The following is a 16,109-nucleotide window of genomic DNA, read 5'->3' as shown; positions in this document are numbered from 1 at the left end:
CTTAGCTTCGTGTGGCCCGCCAGCATGACGGGCGACAAATTAGGCAGTTTGTTATTCGATTTTCTCTCGCCAGCCCTCCGCAGGGGCTGACTGGCGAGTATCATAACATTTTCACGGTAATGCGCGGCTCCGTTTTTAACATCGAAGCAACATCATCAGAACATCATCACCATCCATGGATAGGCGACAACCATCAGAAGAACCAGGAACAGCGCGCCGAAGATGGTGCCCAGGCGCCAGTAATCTTTAGTTGGCAGATAGCCGCTACCGTAATAAATCGGGCTTGGGCCGGTGCCGTACGGGGTGATAATGCCCATCACACCCAGAGAAACACACATCATCAGGCAGAACACCGGCATGTTGATGCCCGGAATGGATGCGGCGATGGTCAGCATCGCGGGCAGCAGCGCGGTGGTGTGCGCGGTGGTACTGGCGAACAGATAATGCAGCAGGTAGAAGGCGACCAGAAGGACGACGGCAGAAACCTGCGGGTCATAGCCTTGCAACAGCATTGCGCCTTCTTTACCCAGCCACGCGATGAAGCCAACGCGCGCTAAACCATCCGCCAGCGCGACCAGCGTGGCGAACCAGGCGAAGGTGTTCCAGGCGGCTTTATTGCTGGTGATGTCATTCCAGTTGAGTACGCCGGTCCACAGCATCAGCACGATGACTAACAGTGCGGCCATTGCGGGCTCAATCCAGGCGGTGGCGAAGATCCACATCATCAGCGCCGCAACCACGAAGCCCAGCAGCAGGATTTCGTTACGTTTCAGTTTACCGAGTTTGGCCAGCTCAGCGGTGGCCCAGCGCGGTACTTCATCGTTCACTTTCACTTCTGGCGGATAAAGCCAGTAAGCCAGCAGCGGCATGGTGAGAATCAGCAGCACGCCCAGCGGCAGGAAGGCGAGGAACCACATGCCCCATGAGATATCAAAGCCCACCACGCTTTTTACCAGCGCCAGCGCCAGCAGGTTTGGTGCCAGAGCAGAAAGGAACATCGAACTGGTGATACAGGCGGCGGTGATGGCAACCCACATCAGGTATGAACCAATCTTACGTGCGCTAGGATCGTTCGGTTTTGAACCATAGAGCGGCGGCAGGTTAGCAATAATGGGATAGATGGTACCACCGCTGCGCGCGGTGTTGGATGGCGTAAACGGCGCCAGCAACAGGTCAGCGAAGGTAATGGCGTAACCCAGCGTCAGGCTACGACGGCCCAGATATTTCACCAGAATCAGCGCCAGGCGGCGACCGAACTGGGTTTTATCGTAGCCTGCGGCGAACATGAAGGCACCGAAGATCAGCCAGACCGTGGAGTTGCCGAAGCCACTCACCGCCCATTTGAACGACTGCGCCGCGGTTTTGAACTTGGGATCCGCCAGTTCTGCCGGGCTAAACAGCACCCACTGGCTGAACAGCGCAATCACCACCACGCCGGTTAACCCGATAACGGCACCCGGCAGCGGCTCGAAAATCAGTCCCACAATAACCCCGACAAAAATGGCGAAGAAGTGCCAGGCGTAAGGTTCCAATCCCGCAGGAGTCGGCACCAGCAGCAACAGCACAGCCACAATAATTGGCAGGCACAACATTATCAGGCGGTTCTTTTTTTTCCCTGGTGCCGCGGGAGGCGCGGTGAGGGATTCACTCTGGGTTGTTTGTGTGTTCATAGTTTTGTCTGCAAGTTATGGAGAATGCGGATATACGTCCCGAACCAAGCTGGTTTTTTTAGTTACAAAACCCTTTTAACAGATTAGTCGTGACATTTAAAACTGAGTCTTAATAAATCGCCATTTACAAAATTCGATGCGCGAATTATCTAATGGATGCGCTTATGATGCGATTAATTAAAATATCTATTTTGATCTAGATCAATAAAATTTATTGGTGATTTTTTTGCTTTAAACCTGTGCGCCTTAATTAACGAACCATTAGGTGAAAATTAACTGTGTGAGATGAATAAAACGGCACAAATCAAGCAAAAAACAGAGAAAGGAGACGATTTATCTTTATGATAAGACTAGATTTTTTTTAAATGTAAGGAAAAAGTTGATTTTTGTCAAGTCTTGGTTAAAACTTAGCGGAGCGCAGCTTTTAGCAATAAGCCTCAAATATTATTTTCATGCGTAAAACTTATATAACTAACGAATAAGGTTATGTAAGTAAATAAAATGCTATATTTACGCCATGAAATCGGACCACTCAAATAATTATAAAATTCTCCGAACCGACAAAGAATTGAATACCAAGTTTCTTAATTCTGGAGTTGCTCATCATGAATACGCTCACCCCGATTCTTAATCCGCTTACGTTACCGAAAGGTGCGGTGCTTAAAAACCGACTGGTTATGGCACCGATGACCACCTGTACCGGTTATTACGATGGCGGTGTTACCAGTGACCTTGTCGAATATTATCGCGTGCGCGCCGGCAGCATCGGTACCGTGATTGTCGAGTGCTGCTTTATTGATAACCGTGGCCCTGCGTTTCCAGGCGCGCTCGGTATCGACAGCGACAACAAAATCCCCGGTCTGGCGAAAATCGCCCACGCCATCAAGTCGCAAGGCTCCAAAGCGATTCTGCAGATTTATCACGGCGGCCGTATGGTTGAACCTGCGCTGATCGGCGGTAAAACCCCGGTCGCACCGAGCGCCATCGCCGCACCGCGCGACGGTGCCACTCAACCTCAAGCGCTGACTGCAGAAGAAGTGGAGGTGATGATCACCAAGTTTGGTGATGCGGTGAACCGCGCGATCAAAGCCGGCTTTGACGGCGTGGAGATTCACGGCGCCAACACCTATCTTATCCAGCAGTTCTACTCGCCAAACTCCAACCAGCGCGACGACAAATGGGGCGGCAGTCGCGATAAACGCGCGCGTTTCCCACTGGAAGTGCTGGAAATCACCCACAAAATGGCTGACCGCTTCGCTGCGGCAGACTTCATCATCGGCTATCGCTTCTCACCGGAAGAACTGGAAGTGCCGGGCATCCGCTGGGATGACACGCTCTATCTGCTGGAGAAACTGGCAGAACGCGGTCTCGATTACGTGCACTTCTCGGTTGGTCAGCTGCTGCGTCCATCGATTGTTGATACTCAGGACCCAACGCCACTGATCACCAAATATCTGGCACAGCGCTCGCCTAACCTGGCGAAAGTGCCGGTAATCGGCGTCGGCGGCGTCGTCAATAAAGAAGATGCCGAGAATGCGCTGGAGCACGGTTTCGACTTGGTGGCGGTGGGCAAAGCCTGTATCGCCTATCCGGACTGGACCGATCGCGTCATCAAGAATCAGCACATGGAGCTGTATATCGACAGCACCAAGCGCGAAGAGTTGACTATCCCGGAACCGCTGTGGCGCTTCTCACTGGTGGATGCGATGATCCGCGACGTCAGCGATACCGGCCGTAAATACAAAGCGGGCGTTTATCAGGCGAAAGTCGAAGCCGAAGCGCTGAAGCTGAAAATCAACGTTACCCTCGACACCGACCGTATTACCGACATCTCGCTGGTGCCGGATCCGAGCCTCGACGTCGACTTCACCAGCACCTTCGAAAGTCTGCGTGAACGCATTCTGGTGGCGAACAGCCCGCACGTTGACGCCATCACTGGCGCCACCACGCAAAGTGAAGCGCTGAAAAAAGCGGTATCGCGTGCCATGACCACCTCAAGCAAAGAGTATGTGATTGAAGAGGGCGGTAACCCGAACGCACCGGTGAATTACGATGTGGTGGTAGTGGGCACCGGCGGTGCCGGTCTGGCGGCGGCGATTCAGGCGCATGACGATGGCGCACGCGTGGTGATCATCGAGAAGATGCCCACCATCGGCGGTAACACCATCAAAGCCTCGGTCGGTATGAACGCGGCGGAAACCCGTTATCAGAAGTTGAAAGGCATCGAAGACAGCAAAGAGCTGTTCTATGAAGAGACGCTGAAAGGCGGCAAATTCAAAAACAATCCGGTGCTGCTGCGCGAATTTGTTGAGCAGGCGCCCGAAGCGATTGAGTGGCTGGCCGCCAAAGACATCGAGCTGTGCGACATCACCATCACCGGCGGCATGAGCATCGATCGTACGCACCGTCCGGAAGATCGTTCGGCAGTCGGCGGCTTCCTGATCAGCGGGCTGGTGAAAAACGTTAATCTGCGCAATATCGAAGTGTTGCTGGAAACCTCAGTGGCCGAAATTTTAGTGGAAAACGGTGCGGTCACCGGCGTGAAAGTGGTGGATGAGTATAACGACAGCCGCATTATTAACGCCAAAAGCGTGATTGTGGCGACCGGCGGCTTCAGTGCCAACCGCGAAATGGTGGTGAAATATCGCCCTGAGCTGGACGGTTTCGTCACCACCAACCATAAAGGCGCCACCGGCAGCGGCATCGCCATGCTGCAACACATCGGTGCGGATACCGTGGATATGGGTGAAATCCAGATTCACCCAACGGTTGAGCAAACCACGTCGTACCTGATTTCCGAAGCAATGCGCGGCGGCGGGGCGATTCTGGTGAGCCAGGCAGGCAAGCGTTTCTACAATGAAATGGAAACCCGTGACAAAGTGTCCGCTGAGATCATCGCGCTGCCTGAGAAGAGTGCATGGATTGTGTTTGACGAGCAGGTACGCGCCAATAACAAAGCGGCTGACGAATACATCGCTAAAGGCTTTGTCATCAGCGCGCCAACGCCACACGAGCTGGCGGTGAAACTCAACATGGATCAGGAAGCGCTGCAAACCACGCTCGGTCGTTACAACGAGTTCGTGGCGAAGCAGGATGACGAAGACTTTGGTCGTAAAACCGCGCTGCGTCACCCGCTGAATAAAGGTCCGTACTTTGCGATTCGTATCGCACCGGGCGTGCATCACACCATGGGCGGCGTGACCATCAACACCGATACCGCGGTGCTGGATGCGCAGAAAGAGGTGATTCCAGGCGCATGGGCGGCCGGTGAAGTGGTCGGCGGCATCCACGGCGCCAACCGCATCGGCGGCAACGCGGTGGCCGATATCATTATCTTCGGTATCAAAGCCGGTCACAACGCGGCTAAACTAGCGTTAGGACACTAAGCTGTAAAGATGCCCGCCTTGTGCGGGCATCGTTTTCTTTAGAGGCATGCAATGACCGCTGGCGTCTTTTCTTACTCTGCCGTTCTGATGGGTTCGCCCATTCTGCTCAAATTGTTTGATGACAATCCCACGCTTGCCCGCCACGTATTTCAACTGATTAAACAGCAGGAAAACCTGTTCACCGTTAACCGCGCTGAATCCGAAGTGATGTCGGTCAACCACGCCGCAGGCCACCATCCGGTGATCGTCAGCGAAGCGGTGTTTGCGTTAATTAGCGTGGCACACGCCGTCAGTTTACTGCCGGACAGCGCCTTCAATTTCACCATTGGGCCGATTGTGAAGCGCTGGAAAATTGGTTTTCAGGGACGTGCGGTGCCGCCTGCGCCAGAAATCGCATCCCTGCTGAAGCTGACCGATCCGCATCAGGTCGTGCTCAATCCCGCCGATCGCTCAGTGTTTTTGCAACAGCCAGGCATGGAGATCGATCTCGGCGCCATCGCCAAAGGCTACATCGCCGATCGCGTGCAGGCGTTTTTACGCCAGCAGGGCGTGCAGCAGGCGCTGATCAATCTGGGCGGCAATGTGCAAACGCTGGGTTCGCCGCCGCACGAGCCGCAGGGTTGGGGCATTGGCCTGAAAAAGCCGTTTGGTCGTGATGATGAGCTGTTAGGCGTGCTGCAGGTGCAGGGCAAATCGGTGGTGACGTCGGGGATTTATGAGCGCTACTTCGAACTGGATGGCCGCTGCTGGCATCATATTTTTGATCCGCAAACCGGCTATCCGCTTGATAACGAACTGCTGAGCGTGACGGTGATTTCCGATCGCTCGATTGATGGCGATATCTACACCACGCTGCTCTTCGGCATGGGCGTGGAGCAAGGGCTGGCTTATCTCGCTGACCAGCCCGACATCGACGCGGTGTTTGTCACGCGCGATCGGCAGATCATCTGCTCCTCGCCGCAGCACTTTCACTTCCAGCAACTCGATGTCGACTGGCAGCTACGTTACTGACAATATTGCTGCAGCAGCGAATGGTATTCTGGCTGCAGGCGATAGCGGTACACCGGACGGCCGGTCGCGCCATAGTGAATGCTGGTGAACAGAATATTAATCTGCGCCAGCCAAATCAGGTATTTACGACACGACACGCGCGAGATGTTCACTTCAGCTGCCAGTTCGTCAGTCGAAAATTCATGCCCCGGATGCGCATCAATCCACTGACACAGCGTGCGCAGCGTTTGCGGCGTTAAGCCTTTTGGCAGGCGCTTATTGTCGTGCTGCGTTGCCGGGCTGCCGTGAATCAGCAGATCCACATCCGCTTGCTGATAATAATGCTGATTGTCCATCAGCGATTTCTTCTGCCGCCAGCCGTTCAGCGCCTCTTCAAAACGTGGGAACTGGAACGGTTTGATCAGGTAATCCACCACGCCGTAGTGCAGCGAGGTTTTGATATTCTCCGCATCGGCCGCCGACGAAATGATGATCACTTCCACCGCGCTCTGTGCCGTACGCAGCTCCGGCAACAGATCGAGGCCATTCTCCTGCTGCATATAGATATCCAGCAGCACCAGATCGACCGCAGTATCGCTATTGAACAGGATCTCTTTCGCCTGCTTCAAGGTTGAGGCGGTGCCACAACAGTGAAAGCCCTGAATTTGGCCGATATACGCGCGATTAAGCTCGGCGACCATGGCGTCATCATCGACCACTAACACATTGATCATGCGGATTGGTTTCCTCCATCCCAGGGAAGTTGGACTAAAAATTGGGTAAACACGCCGGGTTCTGACTCCACACTCACGCTGCCACCGATATTTTCGGTTTGCTGCTGCAGCAGAAACAGCCCGACACCGCGGTTTTCACCTTTGGTGGAGAAGCCTTTTTCGAAAATGGTGCTGAGATGATCGGCTTCAATGCCCGGACCATCATCACTCACTTCACAGGTCAGCCAACCGTTTTGGTAGTGCAGCATCACGTGAATCTCGCCTTCTACCTGCTCGCTCATCGCATCCAGCGCGTTCTCAATCAGATTGCCGATCACCGTAATCAGCGCCGCCATCTGCTGCTCATTGCCGCTGTCGGGCAGGAAGCTGGCATCGCTGATGGTCAGGCGATGGCCGCAATCCGACGCGCGGTTGATTTTGCTCAGCAAGAAACCAGCAATCACCGGCGACTTAATCTTATCGAGCAGGAAACCGATCTCCGTCTGGTAATTATTGGCGGTTTTGAGAATGTAGCTTTCCACCTGCGTGTAGTTTTTCATGTGCAGTAGGCCGAGGATCACATGCAGCTTGTTCATAAATTCGTGCGAGCGCTCACGCAGCGCATCGACGTAGTTTACCATGCCCGTCAGACGCTGCATCAGTTGACTGATTTCCGTCTTGTCCCTGAAGGTGCAGACCGCGCCGATAATCCGTCCCTGCGTGCGCACCGGTACGGTGTTGCTTAGCAACACGCGGCCATTCACATTCAACTCTTCATCACGCCGCGCCCGCCCGCTGTGCAGCACATCCCGCAGATGATCGTCAATCACTGAGGCATCGTAGATGCGGTCGCCGCTGATGGTGCCCATCGAATCGTTCAGCAGCGATCGCGCCGCCTGATTCACCAGCGTCACCTGCGCCTGATCGTCCATCGCCACCACGCCTTCTTTTAGCGAGTTGAGAATCGCCTGACGCTGTTCAAACAGGGTAGAAATTTCGTAGGGTTCGAGGCCAAACAGGATGCGCTTCAACACACGAACCAGTACAAAAGTACCGATGGCGCCGGCCAGCGTGCCAATAAAGATGGTCCACAGGATGCTCCAGCGGCTCTCGTTGATCTGCACCGAAACGGCATCCAGTGAGATGCCAATCGCCACCACGCCAATCTGCTGATGCTGATTGTTGTACACCGGCGTAAACACGCGCAGCGCTTTCGCCAGAGAACCTTTATTCACCGAGACGTTTTCATGGCCGCGCAGCGCGGGCTCCAGATCGTCACCGATAAAGTGTTTGCCAATCAGTTCAGGATTGCGATGCGAATAGCGGATGCCGTCCATGTTGGTGACAGTAATGAACAGCAAATTATTGGTCTCTTCCACCGCTTTGGCGATCGGCTGGATGCGCGTGCCATCCGGCGGGAACGCCAATGCACGCTGGATTTCCGGTGAGTCGGCCAGCGTGCGCGCCACCGCCATGGCTTTATCTTCCAGCTGCGCGCGGGTCGCTGCGCCAATCTGGAAGAAATAGAACATATGCACGCTGAGCAGCACCAGCACAATCACTGCGCTTAGCATCAGGGTGACCAGCGTATTAAGCTTCATCGGCTGCTTGCGCGCCGCGGTTCCTTGCTGTGAAGAAGACATGATCGCTCTCGGAGGAGAAGAGGGCACATATTATGACGGATAAACAGAAGAAGGTCGCGCACCATGTAAGGCCGCCATTCGTGGCGGCCTCGACATTGGCGGTACTGAATTAACTCGATTTAACGCGATTCGCAAAGCTCTTACGCAGCTTTTGCAGTTTCGGTGGGATTACCGCCATGCAGTAGCCGTTGCGCTGACCCGCGCCTTGCCAATAATCCTGATGATAACCTTCTGCCGCATACCACTCTTTCAGCGGCTCGATGGTGGTCACTACCGGATCGCTCAGATTCTCCTGCGCGCGCGCAATCGCGGCAATCGCTTCGGCTTCCTGCTCAGCATTCGCCGGGAAAATCGCAGAGCGATATTGGGTGCCAACATCGTTGCCCTGGCGGTTCAGCGTAGTGGGATCGTGGGTGGCAAAGCTGATATCCAGCAGATCGCCGTACTTCACCTGCTCTGGATCGAAACCGATGCGAATCGCTTCTGCGTGGCCGGTCGCACCGCTGCACACCTGCTCGTAGGTTGGATTCGGGCGTGCGCCGCCGGTATATCCACTCTCGACTGACTCCACGCCAATCACATCTTTAAACACTGCTTCAGTACACCAGAAACAGCCACCTGCGATCACCGCATATTCGGTTGCCATTATATCTACTCCTGTCAGGGCGAAAGAATCAACGTGGGGGCAAGCCCATATCAATTCAAGCAGTTAAATTAACATTTCAGGCTTAAAGTCGCCGCGCTTGTCGAGACGCAAATTGCTCATCACGCTGAAGCGTCCTTCGCCGGTGTAGTGCAGCGTCGGCGGAAACTCCGGCGTTTCAGCTACATGCGCTTTAACGATCTCAAAGATAAAGAAGTTGTAGTTATCTACCATTGAATCGTCATACAGCTGGCACTCAAAGCTGGCAAAGCAATCGCCGATTAACGGCGCATTGACCACGCTTGCCGGTTCGGGTGTCAGATTGAAGGCATCAAACTTATCGAGACGATCGCCGTGGCTGTTACCGATCGCCACCACGCTGTCCACCAGATTGGCCGACGGCACGTTAATCACGCACTGGCCGCTCTGGCGAATCAGTTCATGGCTGTAATTGCCGCCGGCAATCATGCAGCCAACCAGCGACGGCGAGAACTCCAGAATGGTGTGCCAGCCGAGCGTCATGATGTCGCGATGATCCTCAAACTGGGAACTCAGCAGCACCACCGGACCCGGCTCCAGATACTTCCGCGCTTTGCTTACCGGAAAGTCGATTTTATGCATCGGGATTCTCCTGTTGTAGGTACAGACACATTAAGTGTAGATGCCAGCCTTTACCGAGCCGAAAAATCGCGGCATGTTATCGGCTACCTCTTACCAACAGGCCAATAATATGAACAACATCCTGTGTCAGACCCTTAACCTTCGCTATCCGATCATTCAGGCGCCGATGGCGGGCGTCTCGACGCCGGAACTGGCGGCGGCGGTGAGCACCAGCGGCGCGCTGGGTTCGATCAGCGTGGGCGCTTCAACGCCGCAACAGGCGGATAGCATGATCCGCAAAACGCTCGCCCTGACAGCCGCGCCCATCAACGTCAACGTCTTCTGCCACGCGCCGGTGCAGCGCAATCCTCAGTTAGAACAGGCGTGGATCGCACGTTTCAAGCCGGTGTTTGCTCGCTATGAAGCGACACCGCCCGATGCGCTGTCAGAGATTTATCAAACGTTTGTGGATAATCACGCGATGCTGGATGTGCTGCTGGACACCGCGCCCGCCGCAGTGAGTTTCCACTTTGGCTTGCCGTCCGCCGCTGTTGTGCAGCGCTTGAAACGTCGCGGCATTATCACGCTGGCGAGCGCTACCAGCGTTGCTGAAGCAGGTGCCATCGAAGCCGCCGACATCGATTTTATTGTGGCGCAGGGTATTGAGGCGGGCGGGCATCGCGGGATATTCCACCCAAAAAATGACGATCAGCAGCTTAGCACTTTTACGCTGTTGCAGGCGATTCGCCGGGCGTCGCGGCTGCCGGTGATTGCCGCCGGCGGCGTGATGGATGGCGCGGGCATGGCTGCTATGCTCAAGCTGGGCGCGGCGGGTGTACAGCTGGGGACCGCGTTTATTCTGTGCCCGGAATCCGCCGCCAACGCGGCATATCGTCAGGCGCTGAAAAGCGCGCAGGCCAACAGCACCGAGATGATTGCCGCCATTTCTGGCCGATCGGCAAGATGTCTCACCAACGATTTTTGCCAGCTGGCGCGCGAGTTCGCGCAGGATGCCATTCCCCCTTATCCACTCACCTACGCGCTGGGCAAAGCGCTCGCTGCTGCCGCCGCCGCTAAAGGCGCGCACGGCTTTGGCGCGCAGTGGGCCGGGCAGGGCGCCGCGCTGGCGCGGGAAATGCCGGCGGCAGAATTAATTAACACGCTGGTGGCGGAGTGGCAGGCGGCGTAACGCAGCTTTTCTGCTGCGACCATCTCTTTGGTTGAGGAGACGATGATGACAAACCCAGCTGGGATAAATCCCGGAGAACAGGTCGTTTTATACGACGGCGTATGCAAACTGTGCAACGCGTGGGTGATGTTTCTCCTGCGTCACCGCATTCCACGCCATGTACGTTTTGCGGCGGTTCAGAGTGAGCAGGGGAAAGCGCTATTACGTTTTGTCGGTCTGCCAGATGAAGATATTCGCACCATCGTTTTGATTGATGGACAAAATCATTGGCTCCGTGCGCAGGCAATTTTCCGCATCATGCACTATATGCCGTGGCCGTGGCGCGTTTTGTCAGTCGTGAGGTTTATGCCTGACGTTATCAGCAATTATTGTTACGACCGCATTGCGCTAAATCGCTATCGGCTTTTTGGTCGCTACAACGAGCATTACCCCATTAAATCCGATTATCACGGACGATTTTTAGACCAGTAAAAATCGTCCGTTAATCCTCGAAACGGAACGCTTGCTGCGAAATGGTTTTAGCCATCATCGATTTAATCCATTCCGTAGGTTCCCGTTTACCGCTGCGTTTGTGTGAATAGATTTTCACGGTGAACCTTGGCGCGGGAAACGGCAGCCTGAATGAGGTCACATCGGCGGCCTGTTTAATTTTACTGGCAACGAAAGACGGGATCGCCATCAGCAATTCACTTTCCGCGATAATAAAGGGCGCACTCAGCATCGATGGCGTTCTGATGGCGATGCGGCGTTTAAGGCCAATGCGCTCAAGATGGGAATCCAGCATTCCCTGCTTTTCATTCCACGGCGTAACCACCAGATGCCCGGCGGCAAGATAGTCGTCAAGATTCAGACTGCTGCGTCGCGCATTGGCAATCACCATAAATTCATCACTGAATAAATCGGTCTCGTCGAGATCGGGATGATGCATGCTATCCGGCTCGCTAAAACTCAGCGCCATATCGATTTCACCCGCCAGTAATTCAATCAGCGCCGGATTATGCGGCAAATGGCAGAGTTCAAAACTCAGATTGGGTGCCGTATCAGTCAGCGTATGCATCAGCCGCGGAAAGACACAAAAAGCGGTGTAATCCGTTACCGCAATTCTAAAACAGTCATCACTGGTCAGCGGATCGAAAGGCTGCAGCGGACTGAGATGCCGATTTAACCCGGTTAACGTTTCGGCAATATAGGGCGCCAGCTGGCAGGCATAAACGCTGGGACACATTTTGTGGCCTTCGCGGTAGAACAGCGGATCTTTAAAAAACTCACGTAATCGGGACAGCGCGTGGCTTAACGCGGAAGTACTCAAACTGAGCTCAATCGCCGCCAGCCTGACCGAACGATGTCTGAAAACTGCGTCGAAAACGGGGAGGAGATTCAAGTCCAGTCGACGCAGCACATGATGCATGAAATTCACCTATCATTGATTTTATTGCACTTATTTCATCGAACAATACCCATTATGCTGGGCAGCATCAATCTGATTAAATAAGAAAATAATGCATGAAGATGACTATTCGGCCAGCCAATTCTGATGACGCGGACGCCATTTATGACATGATTGCTGAGTTGTCGGTTTTTGAACATGGATTACAGCCGTCATCAACTACCGTTGAAGAGATCAGATCGACGCTATTCAATCCCGAAAGCCATAGCGAAGCGTTGATGTGCGAGATTGATGGCATAACCGCCGGGTACGCAGTGATTACCCGCAGCTACTCGGCGTGGCTGGGGCGGCGCGGACTCTATATGGAAGACTTGTACTTTTCGCCCAATTTTCGCGGCCTCGGTGCAGGCAAAGCGCTGCTGCAGTATGTTGCGCAGCACGCGGTCAATCATCAGTGCAACCGCATTGAGTGGAGTGCGTTAGATTGGGATCATTCGGCCAGAGAGTTCTATCTCAGTATTGATGCGCTGCCGTTAAATGAGTGGGTGCGTTATCGGCTCGACGGGGCGGCATTAGAGAAATTTGCTGCCGCCAAGCCGCAATAGTTCTCTGCCACAAAAGGCCCGCCAAAATGGCCTGATGCTCATGTCAGCCAAGCCAACGACGAGTGTGCAGGCCGGTGGCACTTTTGGGCCGGCTGTCCTCGCGCCGCTAACGCGGTTCCTTCACTTCGCTCGTCAGCCTAACGGACCGGCGAAGACGGGACTTCCCTGTCCCGGCTTCGCCTTTCGCCCGCGTCCTGCGGGCTCTCCTGGCTTCCTCGCTTCGTTCAGCGCTGCGAATTGCCGGCCCAAAATTGCCCCCGGCCCGCTTCGACGCTTCAGTGCGTGACGCAGCCGATGTGTCAGAGCCCGCACGATTAATGCAGCCTTAAAGCCAAACTCTTTCATAACTGACAAGTATTAGGCCAAACCGGCCGATTAATGTTATTCCCGTTAAAGCGATTGCAGGAACGTCAGCAGATCGGCGTTGAGCTGATCGGTATGCGTCACCGCAAAGCCGTGCGGTGCGTTGTCATACACTTTCAGCTGCGCGCCGGCGATCATTTCGGCGGCGACTTTCCCGGTGGTTTCGAACGGCACGACCTGGTCGTTGCTGCCGTGAATCACCAGTGTCGGCACGTCGATTTTTGCCATATCAGGACGGAAGTCGGTTTCCGAGAACGCGGTAACACAATCAATCGTCCCTTTTAGTGACGCCAGCAGCGCAATATTCAACGTCTGCGTCAGCGCGCCTTCTGAAACCGTTTGACCGGCGTTGGTGCCGTAAAACGGTGTGGCAAAATCACTGATGAACTGCGCGCGATCTTTACGTAAGCCCTGACGAATGCCTTCAAACACCGACAAATCGACGCCTGCTGGATAATCATCGGCCTTGCCGAAGATCGGTGTCACCGCGCCCAGCAGCACTAAGCTATCCACGCGCGCTGTGCCGTAATTGTTGATGTAGCGCGCCACATCGCCGCCACCCATTGAGAAGCCCACCAGCGTCACGTTTTGCAGATCCAGATGGCTAATCAGGTCGTTAATATCCGATGCAAAAGTATCGTAGTCGTAGCCTTCCCACGGTTGATCGGAACGGCCAAAGCCGCGGCGATCAAAAGCGATAACGCGGTAGCCTTTCTCCGCCAGGAAATTCAGCTGGCTGTCCCACATATCCCCGTCGAGCGGCCAGCCGTGACTGAATAGCACCGGCTTGCCGGTACCCCAATCTTTGAAATAGATCTGCGTACCATCCTGCGTCTTAAATGTGCTCATGTTTCGGCCTTATTAATGTCGATGAATGAAAGCGCCTTATTCAGGTGCCACGAGATAACGAACTTCCGGAGCTGCAGTGCCTTGATGGAATCCCAGCACGCGGTTCTGAATCTTTTGATCGTTCATGGTATAGCGCTCGCGCTGACGCAGATGCTCCATCCATGAGCCAACCACAAAGGTCTCAACAAACATGTCGGGTTGCAGCATGTCCTCATACAGAGACCAGTTCAGCGCGCCACCACGTCGTCTGACGCGACGCATATCCTGCATGCACACCGCAAAGGCATGCGCATCACTGCGGTTGATCTGATAATGATAGCTGACCATCACCGGCCCGCGATCGTGACGAATCTCCAGCTCGGGCAAGGGATCGCTGACCGTGCTGAGGTCGAGGTTCAGATCCGGATCCTGATCCAGCCGCCAGCGCAGCACCGTCAGGCTCGCCAGCAGCATGCCGACAGTGGCGACAGTCAGTGACAATGGAATGCTGAATGTCGATGCCAGCTGTCCCCAAATGGCGCTGCCTAACGTCATCGAGCCAAAAAACACCGTCAGATAGACCGCCAGCGCCCGGGCTTTCACCCATTTGGCGGCACTGCGCTGCGCGCCAAGATTGAGGGTGGAAAGCACTGCAATCCACGCAAAGCCGGTAAAGAACTCGAACGCATTCAGCAACCAGAGGTGACGAATAAACGCCAGCGCCAGCAGAGTGATGGCAAACATCAGGCTCGCCAGCACCATCAGCTGATCGGGATTAAAGCGTTTGCGCATACGCGGCAACAGCAGCGCGCCGCAAATCGCGCCGATGCCGATGCAACCCAGCATAATGCCGTAGCCGCCGGGCCCGAGGCCCAGTTCGCGTCGAGCCACCAGCGGTAACAGCGCCCAACCGGCACTGCCAAACACAAAGAAAGCGATGGTGCGCACTAGCACATTGCGCAGTACCGGCGCAGCATGCACATAGCGCACGCCGGCACGCACCGCCGGGAAGAAGTGCTCCGGCGGCAAACGCTGCACGCTGGGCTGTGCTTGCCACACATACAGCACCAGAAACACGCCGAGTACCGAAAGCGCATTCAGCAGAGACACCATCCACGGACCGGCAAACGACAGAATCAGGCCGCCGAGCGCCGGGCCGATAGCGCGACTGATGTTAATGCCGAGCGAGTTAAGCGCAATCGCCGGGCCGAGCTCCTCCTTACTGACCAAATCCGGCACGATGGCCTGGAAGGGCGGAGAACTCATGGCCGCGCCGGTACTCAGCAGGAACGCCGCAATCAGCAGCACCATCGGTGTGACCAGGTCTGCCCAGGAAAGGAATGTCAGGCTCGCGGCGGCAATAAACACCCAGATTTGCGAGAACAGCAGGTATTTACGCCGGTCAACGATATCCGCCATCACGCCAGACGGCAGTGCAAACAGAAACATCGGTAAGCTGCTGGCGGCCTGCACCAGCGCCACCGAGAGCGGATCGGCGCTCAGTGTCAGCATGGTCCAGTTAACGCCTACGTCGTTCATCCATGAACCGACATTGGATACCACGGTAGCGATCCACAGCATGCGGAACACGCGCTGGCGCAGCGGCTGCCATGGTGAAACCGTCTGCGAAACGGGCGGCAGATCCGCCTCGGGGATGTCATGAATGTCATTAACCTGCGCCATGAACAACCTCCGAAACGCCGCCAAACACGCGCCAGCGACCGGGGCCGGTCAGCGCCAGCGTGGTGAAAATGGTCAGCAGCAGCCAGCCAAACTGTCCTTCCGCTATGCTCCAGTTGGGATGGACGAACAGCATCGCCACCAGCAGCACGCCGATAATCGGCAGGCAGGCGAGGCGGGTAAACACGCCGAGCAGGATAAACAGCGGGCAGACCACTTCAGCAACGATCGCCGCCAGCAGGCTGAAGTAGGCACCCAGGCCAAAGGGATCCTCGATACGCGTCAGTTCTTCACTGAAATGGAACACCTTCGGCAAGCCGTGCACGTGCAACAACAGCAGGCAGCCGGTAAGGCGCAGGAAGAACAGCCCCGCATCAATGCGAGGCGGCTGTGAGAGTGAATGTTTCATGGT

The 16,109-nt window shown here is 55.2% G+C and carries 14 protein-coding genes; 5 read left to right on the top strand and 9 right to left on the bottom strand.

Going from position 1 to position 16,109, the window contains the following annotated elements:
• Positions 1–155 precede the first annotated feature (155 nt).
• Positions 156–1,670 carry an anion permease gene (locus tag Q3H59_RS11945; protein ID WP_137385596.1) on the bottom strand — a complete coding sequence of 505 codons (1,515 nt, stop codon included), beginning with the start codon at positions 1,668–1,670 and terminating at the stop codon, positions 156–158.
• A 605-nt stretch (positions 1,671–2,275) separates the two neighbouring features.
• Here Q3H59_RS11945 and Q3H59_RS11940 point away from each other — a divergent pair.
• Positions 2,276–5,056 (top strand): flavocytochrome c, encoded by a 2,781-nt coding sequence (locus Q3H59_RS11940; RefSeq protein ID WP_309834994.1) that lies wholly within the window; start codon positions 2,276–2,278, stop codon positions 5,054–5,056.
• A 51-nt stretch (positions 5,057–5,107) separates the two neighbouring features.
• Positions 5,108–6,067, top strand: coding sequence for an FAD:protein FMN transferase (locus tag Q3H59_RS11935; protein ID WP_192413594.1), 960 nt, complete (start codon positions 5,108–5,110; stop codon positions 6,065–6,067).
• Here Q3H59_RS11935 and dcuR read toward each other — a convergent pair.
• The 4 genes from dcuR to Q3H59_RS11915 all read right to left on the bottom strand — a co-directional run bounded on the left by dcuR (position 6,061) and on the right by Q3H59_RS11915 (position 9,666).
• Positions 6,061–6,780 carry a two-component system response regulator DcuR gene (gene dcuR / locus Q3H59_RS11930; protein ID WP_309834991.1) on the bottom strand — a complete coding sequence of 240 codons (720 nt, stop codon included), beginning with the start codon at positions 6,778–6,780 and terminating at the stop codon, positions 6,061–6,063. The genes Q3H59_RS11935 and dcuR overlap by 7 nt on opposite strands.
• Entirely contained in the window at positions 6,777–8,402 is a 1,626-nt protein-coding gene (locus Q3H59_RS11925; protein ID WP_222233286.1) for a sensor histidine kinase, read from the bottom strand. Before Q3H59_RS11925 ends, dcuR begins: the two co-directional genes overlap by 4 nt.
• A 109-nt stretch (positions 8,403–8,511) precedes the next feature.
• On the bottom strand, positions 8,512–9,048 hold the full coding sequence (msrA, locus tag Q3H59_RS11920; RefSeq protein WP_101760767.1) for a peptide-methionine (S)-S-oxide reductase MsrA: 537 nt from the start codon (positions 9,046–9,048) through the stop codon (positions 8,512–8,514).
• Positions 9,049–9,111: 63 nt separating this feature from the next.
• Positions 9,112–9,666, bottom strand: a complete 555-nt coding sequence (locus tag Q3H59_RS11915) for a flavin reductase family protein (protein ID WP_101760766.1) — start codon at positions 9,664–9,666, stop codon at positions 9,112–9,114.
• A gap of 109 nt (positions 9,667–9,775) precedes the next feature.
• Here Q3H59_RS11915 and Q3H59_RS11910 point away from each other — a divergent pair, with 109 nt between their 5' ends.
• The gene (locus Q3H59_RS11910) at positions 9,776–10,834 is read left to right on the top strand and encodes a nitronate monooxygenase (protein ID WP_309836685.1); all 1,059 of its coding nucleotides are present in this window, start codon (positions 9,776–9,778) and stop codon (positions 10,832–10,834) included.
• 45 nt (positions 10,835–10,879) lie between these two features.
• Positions 10,880–11,305, top strand: coding sequence for a thiol-disulfide oxidoreductase DCC family protein (locus Q3H59_RS11905; RefSeq protein ID WP_110865972.1), 426 nt, complete (start codon positions 10,880–10,882; stop codon positions 11,303–11,305).
• A 10-nt stretch (positions 11,306–11,315) separates the two neighbouring features.
• Here Q3H59_RS11905 and Q3H59_RS11900 read toward each other — a convergent pair whose 3' ends face one another.
• Positions 11,316–12,242 carry a LysR family transcriptional regulator gene (locus tag Q3H59_RS11900; RefSeq protein WP_309834986.1) on the bottom strand — a complete coding sequence of 309 codons (927 nt, stop codon included), beginning with the start codon at positions 12,240–12,242 and terminating at the stop codon, positions 11,316–11,318.
• A 95-nt stretch (positions 12,243–12,337) separates the two neighbouring features.
• On the opposite strand from Q3H59_RS11900, the gene Q3H59_RS11895 reads away from it, so the two are divergent.
• Entirely contained in the window at positions 12,338–12,826 is a 489-nt protein-coding gene (locus tag Q3H59_RS11895; protein WP_210080479.1) for a GNAT family N-acetyltransferase, read from the top strand.
• A gap of 390 nt (positions 12,827–13,216) precedes the next feature.
• On the opposite strand, the gene Q3H59_RS11890 is transcribed toward Q3H59_RS11895, so the two are convergent.
• From Q3H59_RS11890 to Q3H59_RS11880, 3 genes are read right to left on the bottom strand one after another with little or no spacing between them, the layout of a single operon-like run.
• Positions 13,217–14,038, bottom strand: coding sequence for an alpha/beta hydrolase (locus tag Q3H59_RS11890; RefSeq protein ID WP_309834984.1), 822 nt, complete (start codon positions 14,036–14,038; stop codon positions 13,217–13,219).
• 36 nt (positions 14,039–14,074) lie between these two features.
• Entirely contained in the window at positions 14,075–15,700 is a 1,626-nt protein-coding gene (locus Q3H59_RS11885) for an MFS transporter (protein WP_309834982.1), read from the bottom strand.
• Positions 15,687–16,106, bottom strand: coding sequence for a DoxX family protein (locus Q3H59_RS11880; RefSeq protein WP_280172719.1), 420 nt, complete (start codon positions 16,104–16,106; stop codon positions 15,687–15,689). Before Q3H59_RS11880 ends, Q3H59_RS11885 begins: the two co-directional genes overlap by 14 nt.
• Positions 16,107–16,109: the final 3 nt, after the last annotated feature.

The organism is Pantoea sp. SORGH_AS_0659 (genome assembly GCF_031453915.1).
Taxonomy (GTDB): domain Bacteria; phylum Pseudomonadota; class Gammaproteobacteria; order Enterobacterales; family Enterobacteriaceae; genus Pantoea; species Pantoea leporis.
Note: the sequence above shows the minus strand (reverse complement) of the source record. Positions and strands in the feature narration are given on the sequence as shown.

Coding starts and splice junctions, on each gene's coding strand:
- Q3H59_RS11945 (WP_137385596.1), bottom strand. CDS start 1,670: ATGAACACACAAACAACCCAGAGTGAATCCCTCACCGCGCCTCCCGCG.
- Q3H59_RS11940 (WP_309834994.1), top strand. CDS start 2,276: ATGAATACGCTCACCCCGATTCTTAATCCGCTTACGTTACCGAAAGGT.
- Q3H59_RS11935 (WP_192413594.1), top strand. CDS start 5,108: ATGACCGCTGGCGTCTTTTCTTACTCTGCCGTTCTGATGGGTTCGCCC.
- dcuR (WP_309834991.1), bottom strand. CDS start 6,780: ATGATCAATGTGTTAGTGGTCGATGATGACGCCATGGTCGCCGAGCTT.
- Q3H59_RS11925 (WP_222233286.1), bottom strand. CDS start 8,402: ATGTCTTCTTCACAGCAAGGAACCGCGGCGCGCAAGCAGCCGATGAAG.
- msrA (WP_101760767.1), bottom strand. CDS start 9,048: ATGGCAACCGAATATGCGGTGATCGCAGGTGGCTGTTTCTGGTGTACT.
- Q3H59_RS11915 (WP_101760766.1), bottom strand. CDS start 9,666: ATGCATAAAATCGACTTTCCGGTAAGCAAAGCGCGGAAGTATCTGGAG.
- Q3H59_RS11910 (WP_309836685.1), top strand. CDS start 9,776: ATGAACAACATCCTGTGTCAGACCCTTAACCTTCGCTATCCGATCATT.
- Q3H59_RS11905 (WP_110865972.1), top strand. CDS start 10,880: ATGACAAACCCAGCTGGGATAAATCCCGGAGAACAGGTCGTTTTATAC.
- Q3H59_RS11900 (WP_309834986.1), bottom strand. CDS start 12,242: ATGCATCATGTGCTGCGTCGACTGGACTTGAATCTCCTCCCCGTTTTC.
- Q3H59_RS11895 (WP_210080479.1), top strand. CDS start 12,338: ATGAAGATGACTATTCGGCCAGCCAATTCTGATGACGCGGACGCCATT.
- Q3H59_RS11890 (WP_309834984.1), bottom strand. CDS start 14,038: ATGAGCACATTTAAGACGCAGGATGGTACGCAGATCTATTTCAAAGAT.
- Q3H59_RS11885 (WP_309834982.1), bottom strand. CDS start 15,700: ATGGCGCAGGTTAATGACATTCATGACATCCCCGAGGCGGATCTGCCG.
- Q3H59_RS11880 (WP_280172719.1), bottom strand. CDS start 16,106: ATGAAACATTCACTCTCACAGCCGCCTCGCATTGATGCGGGGCTGTTC.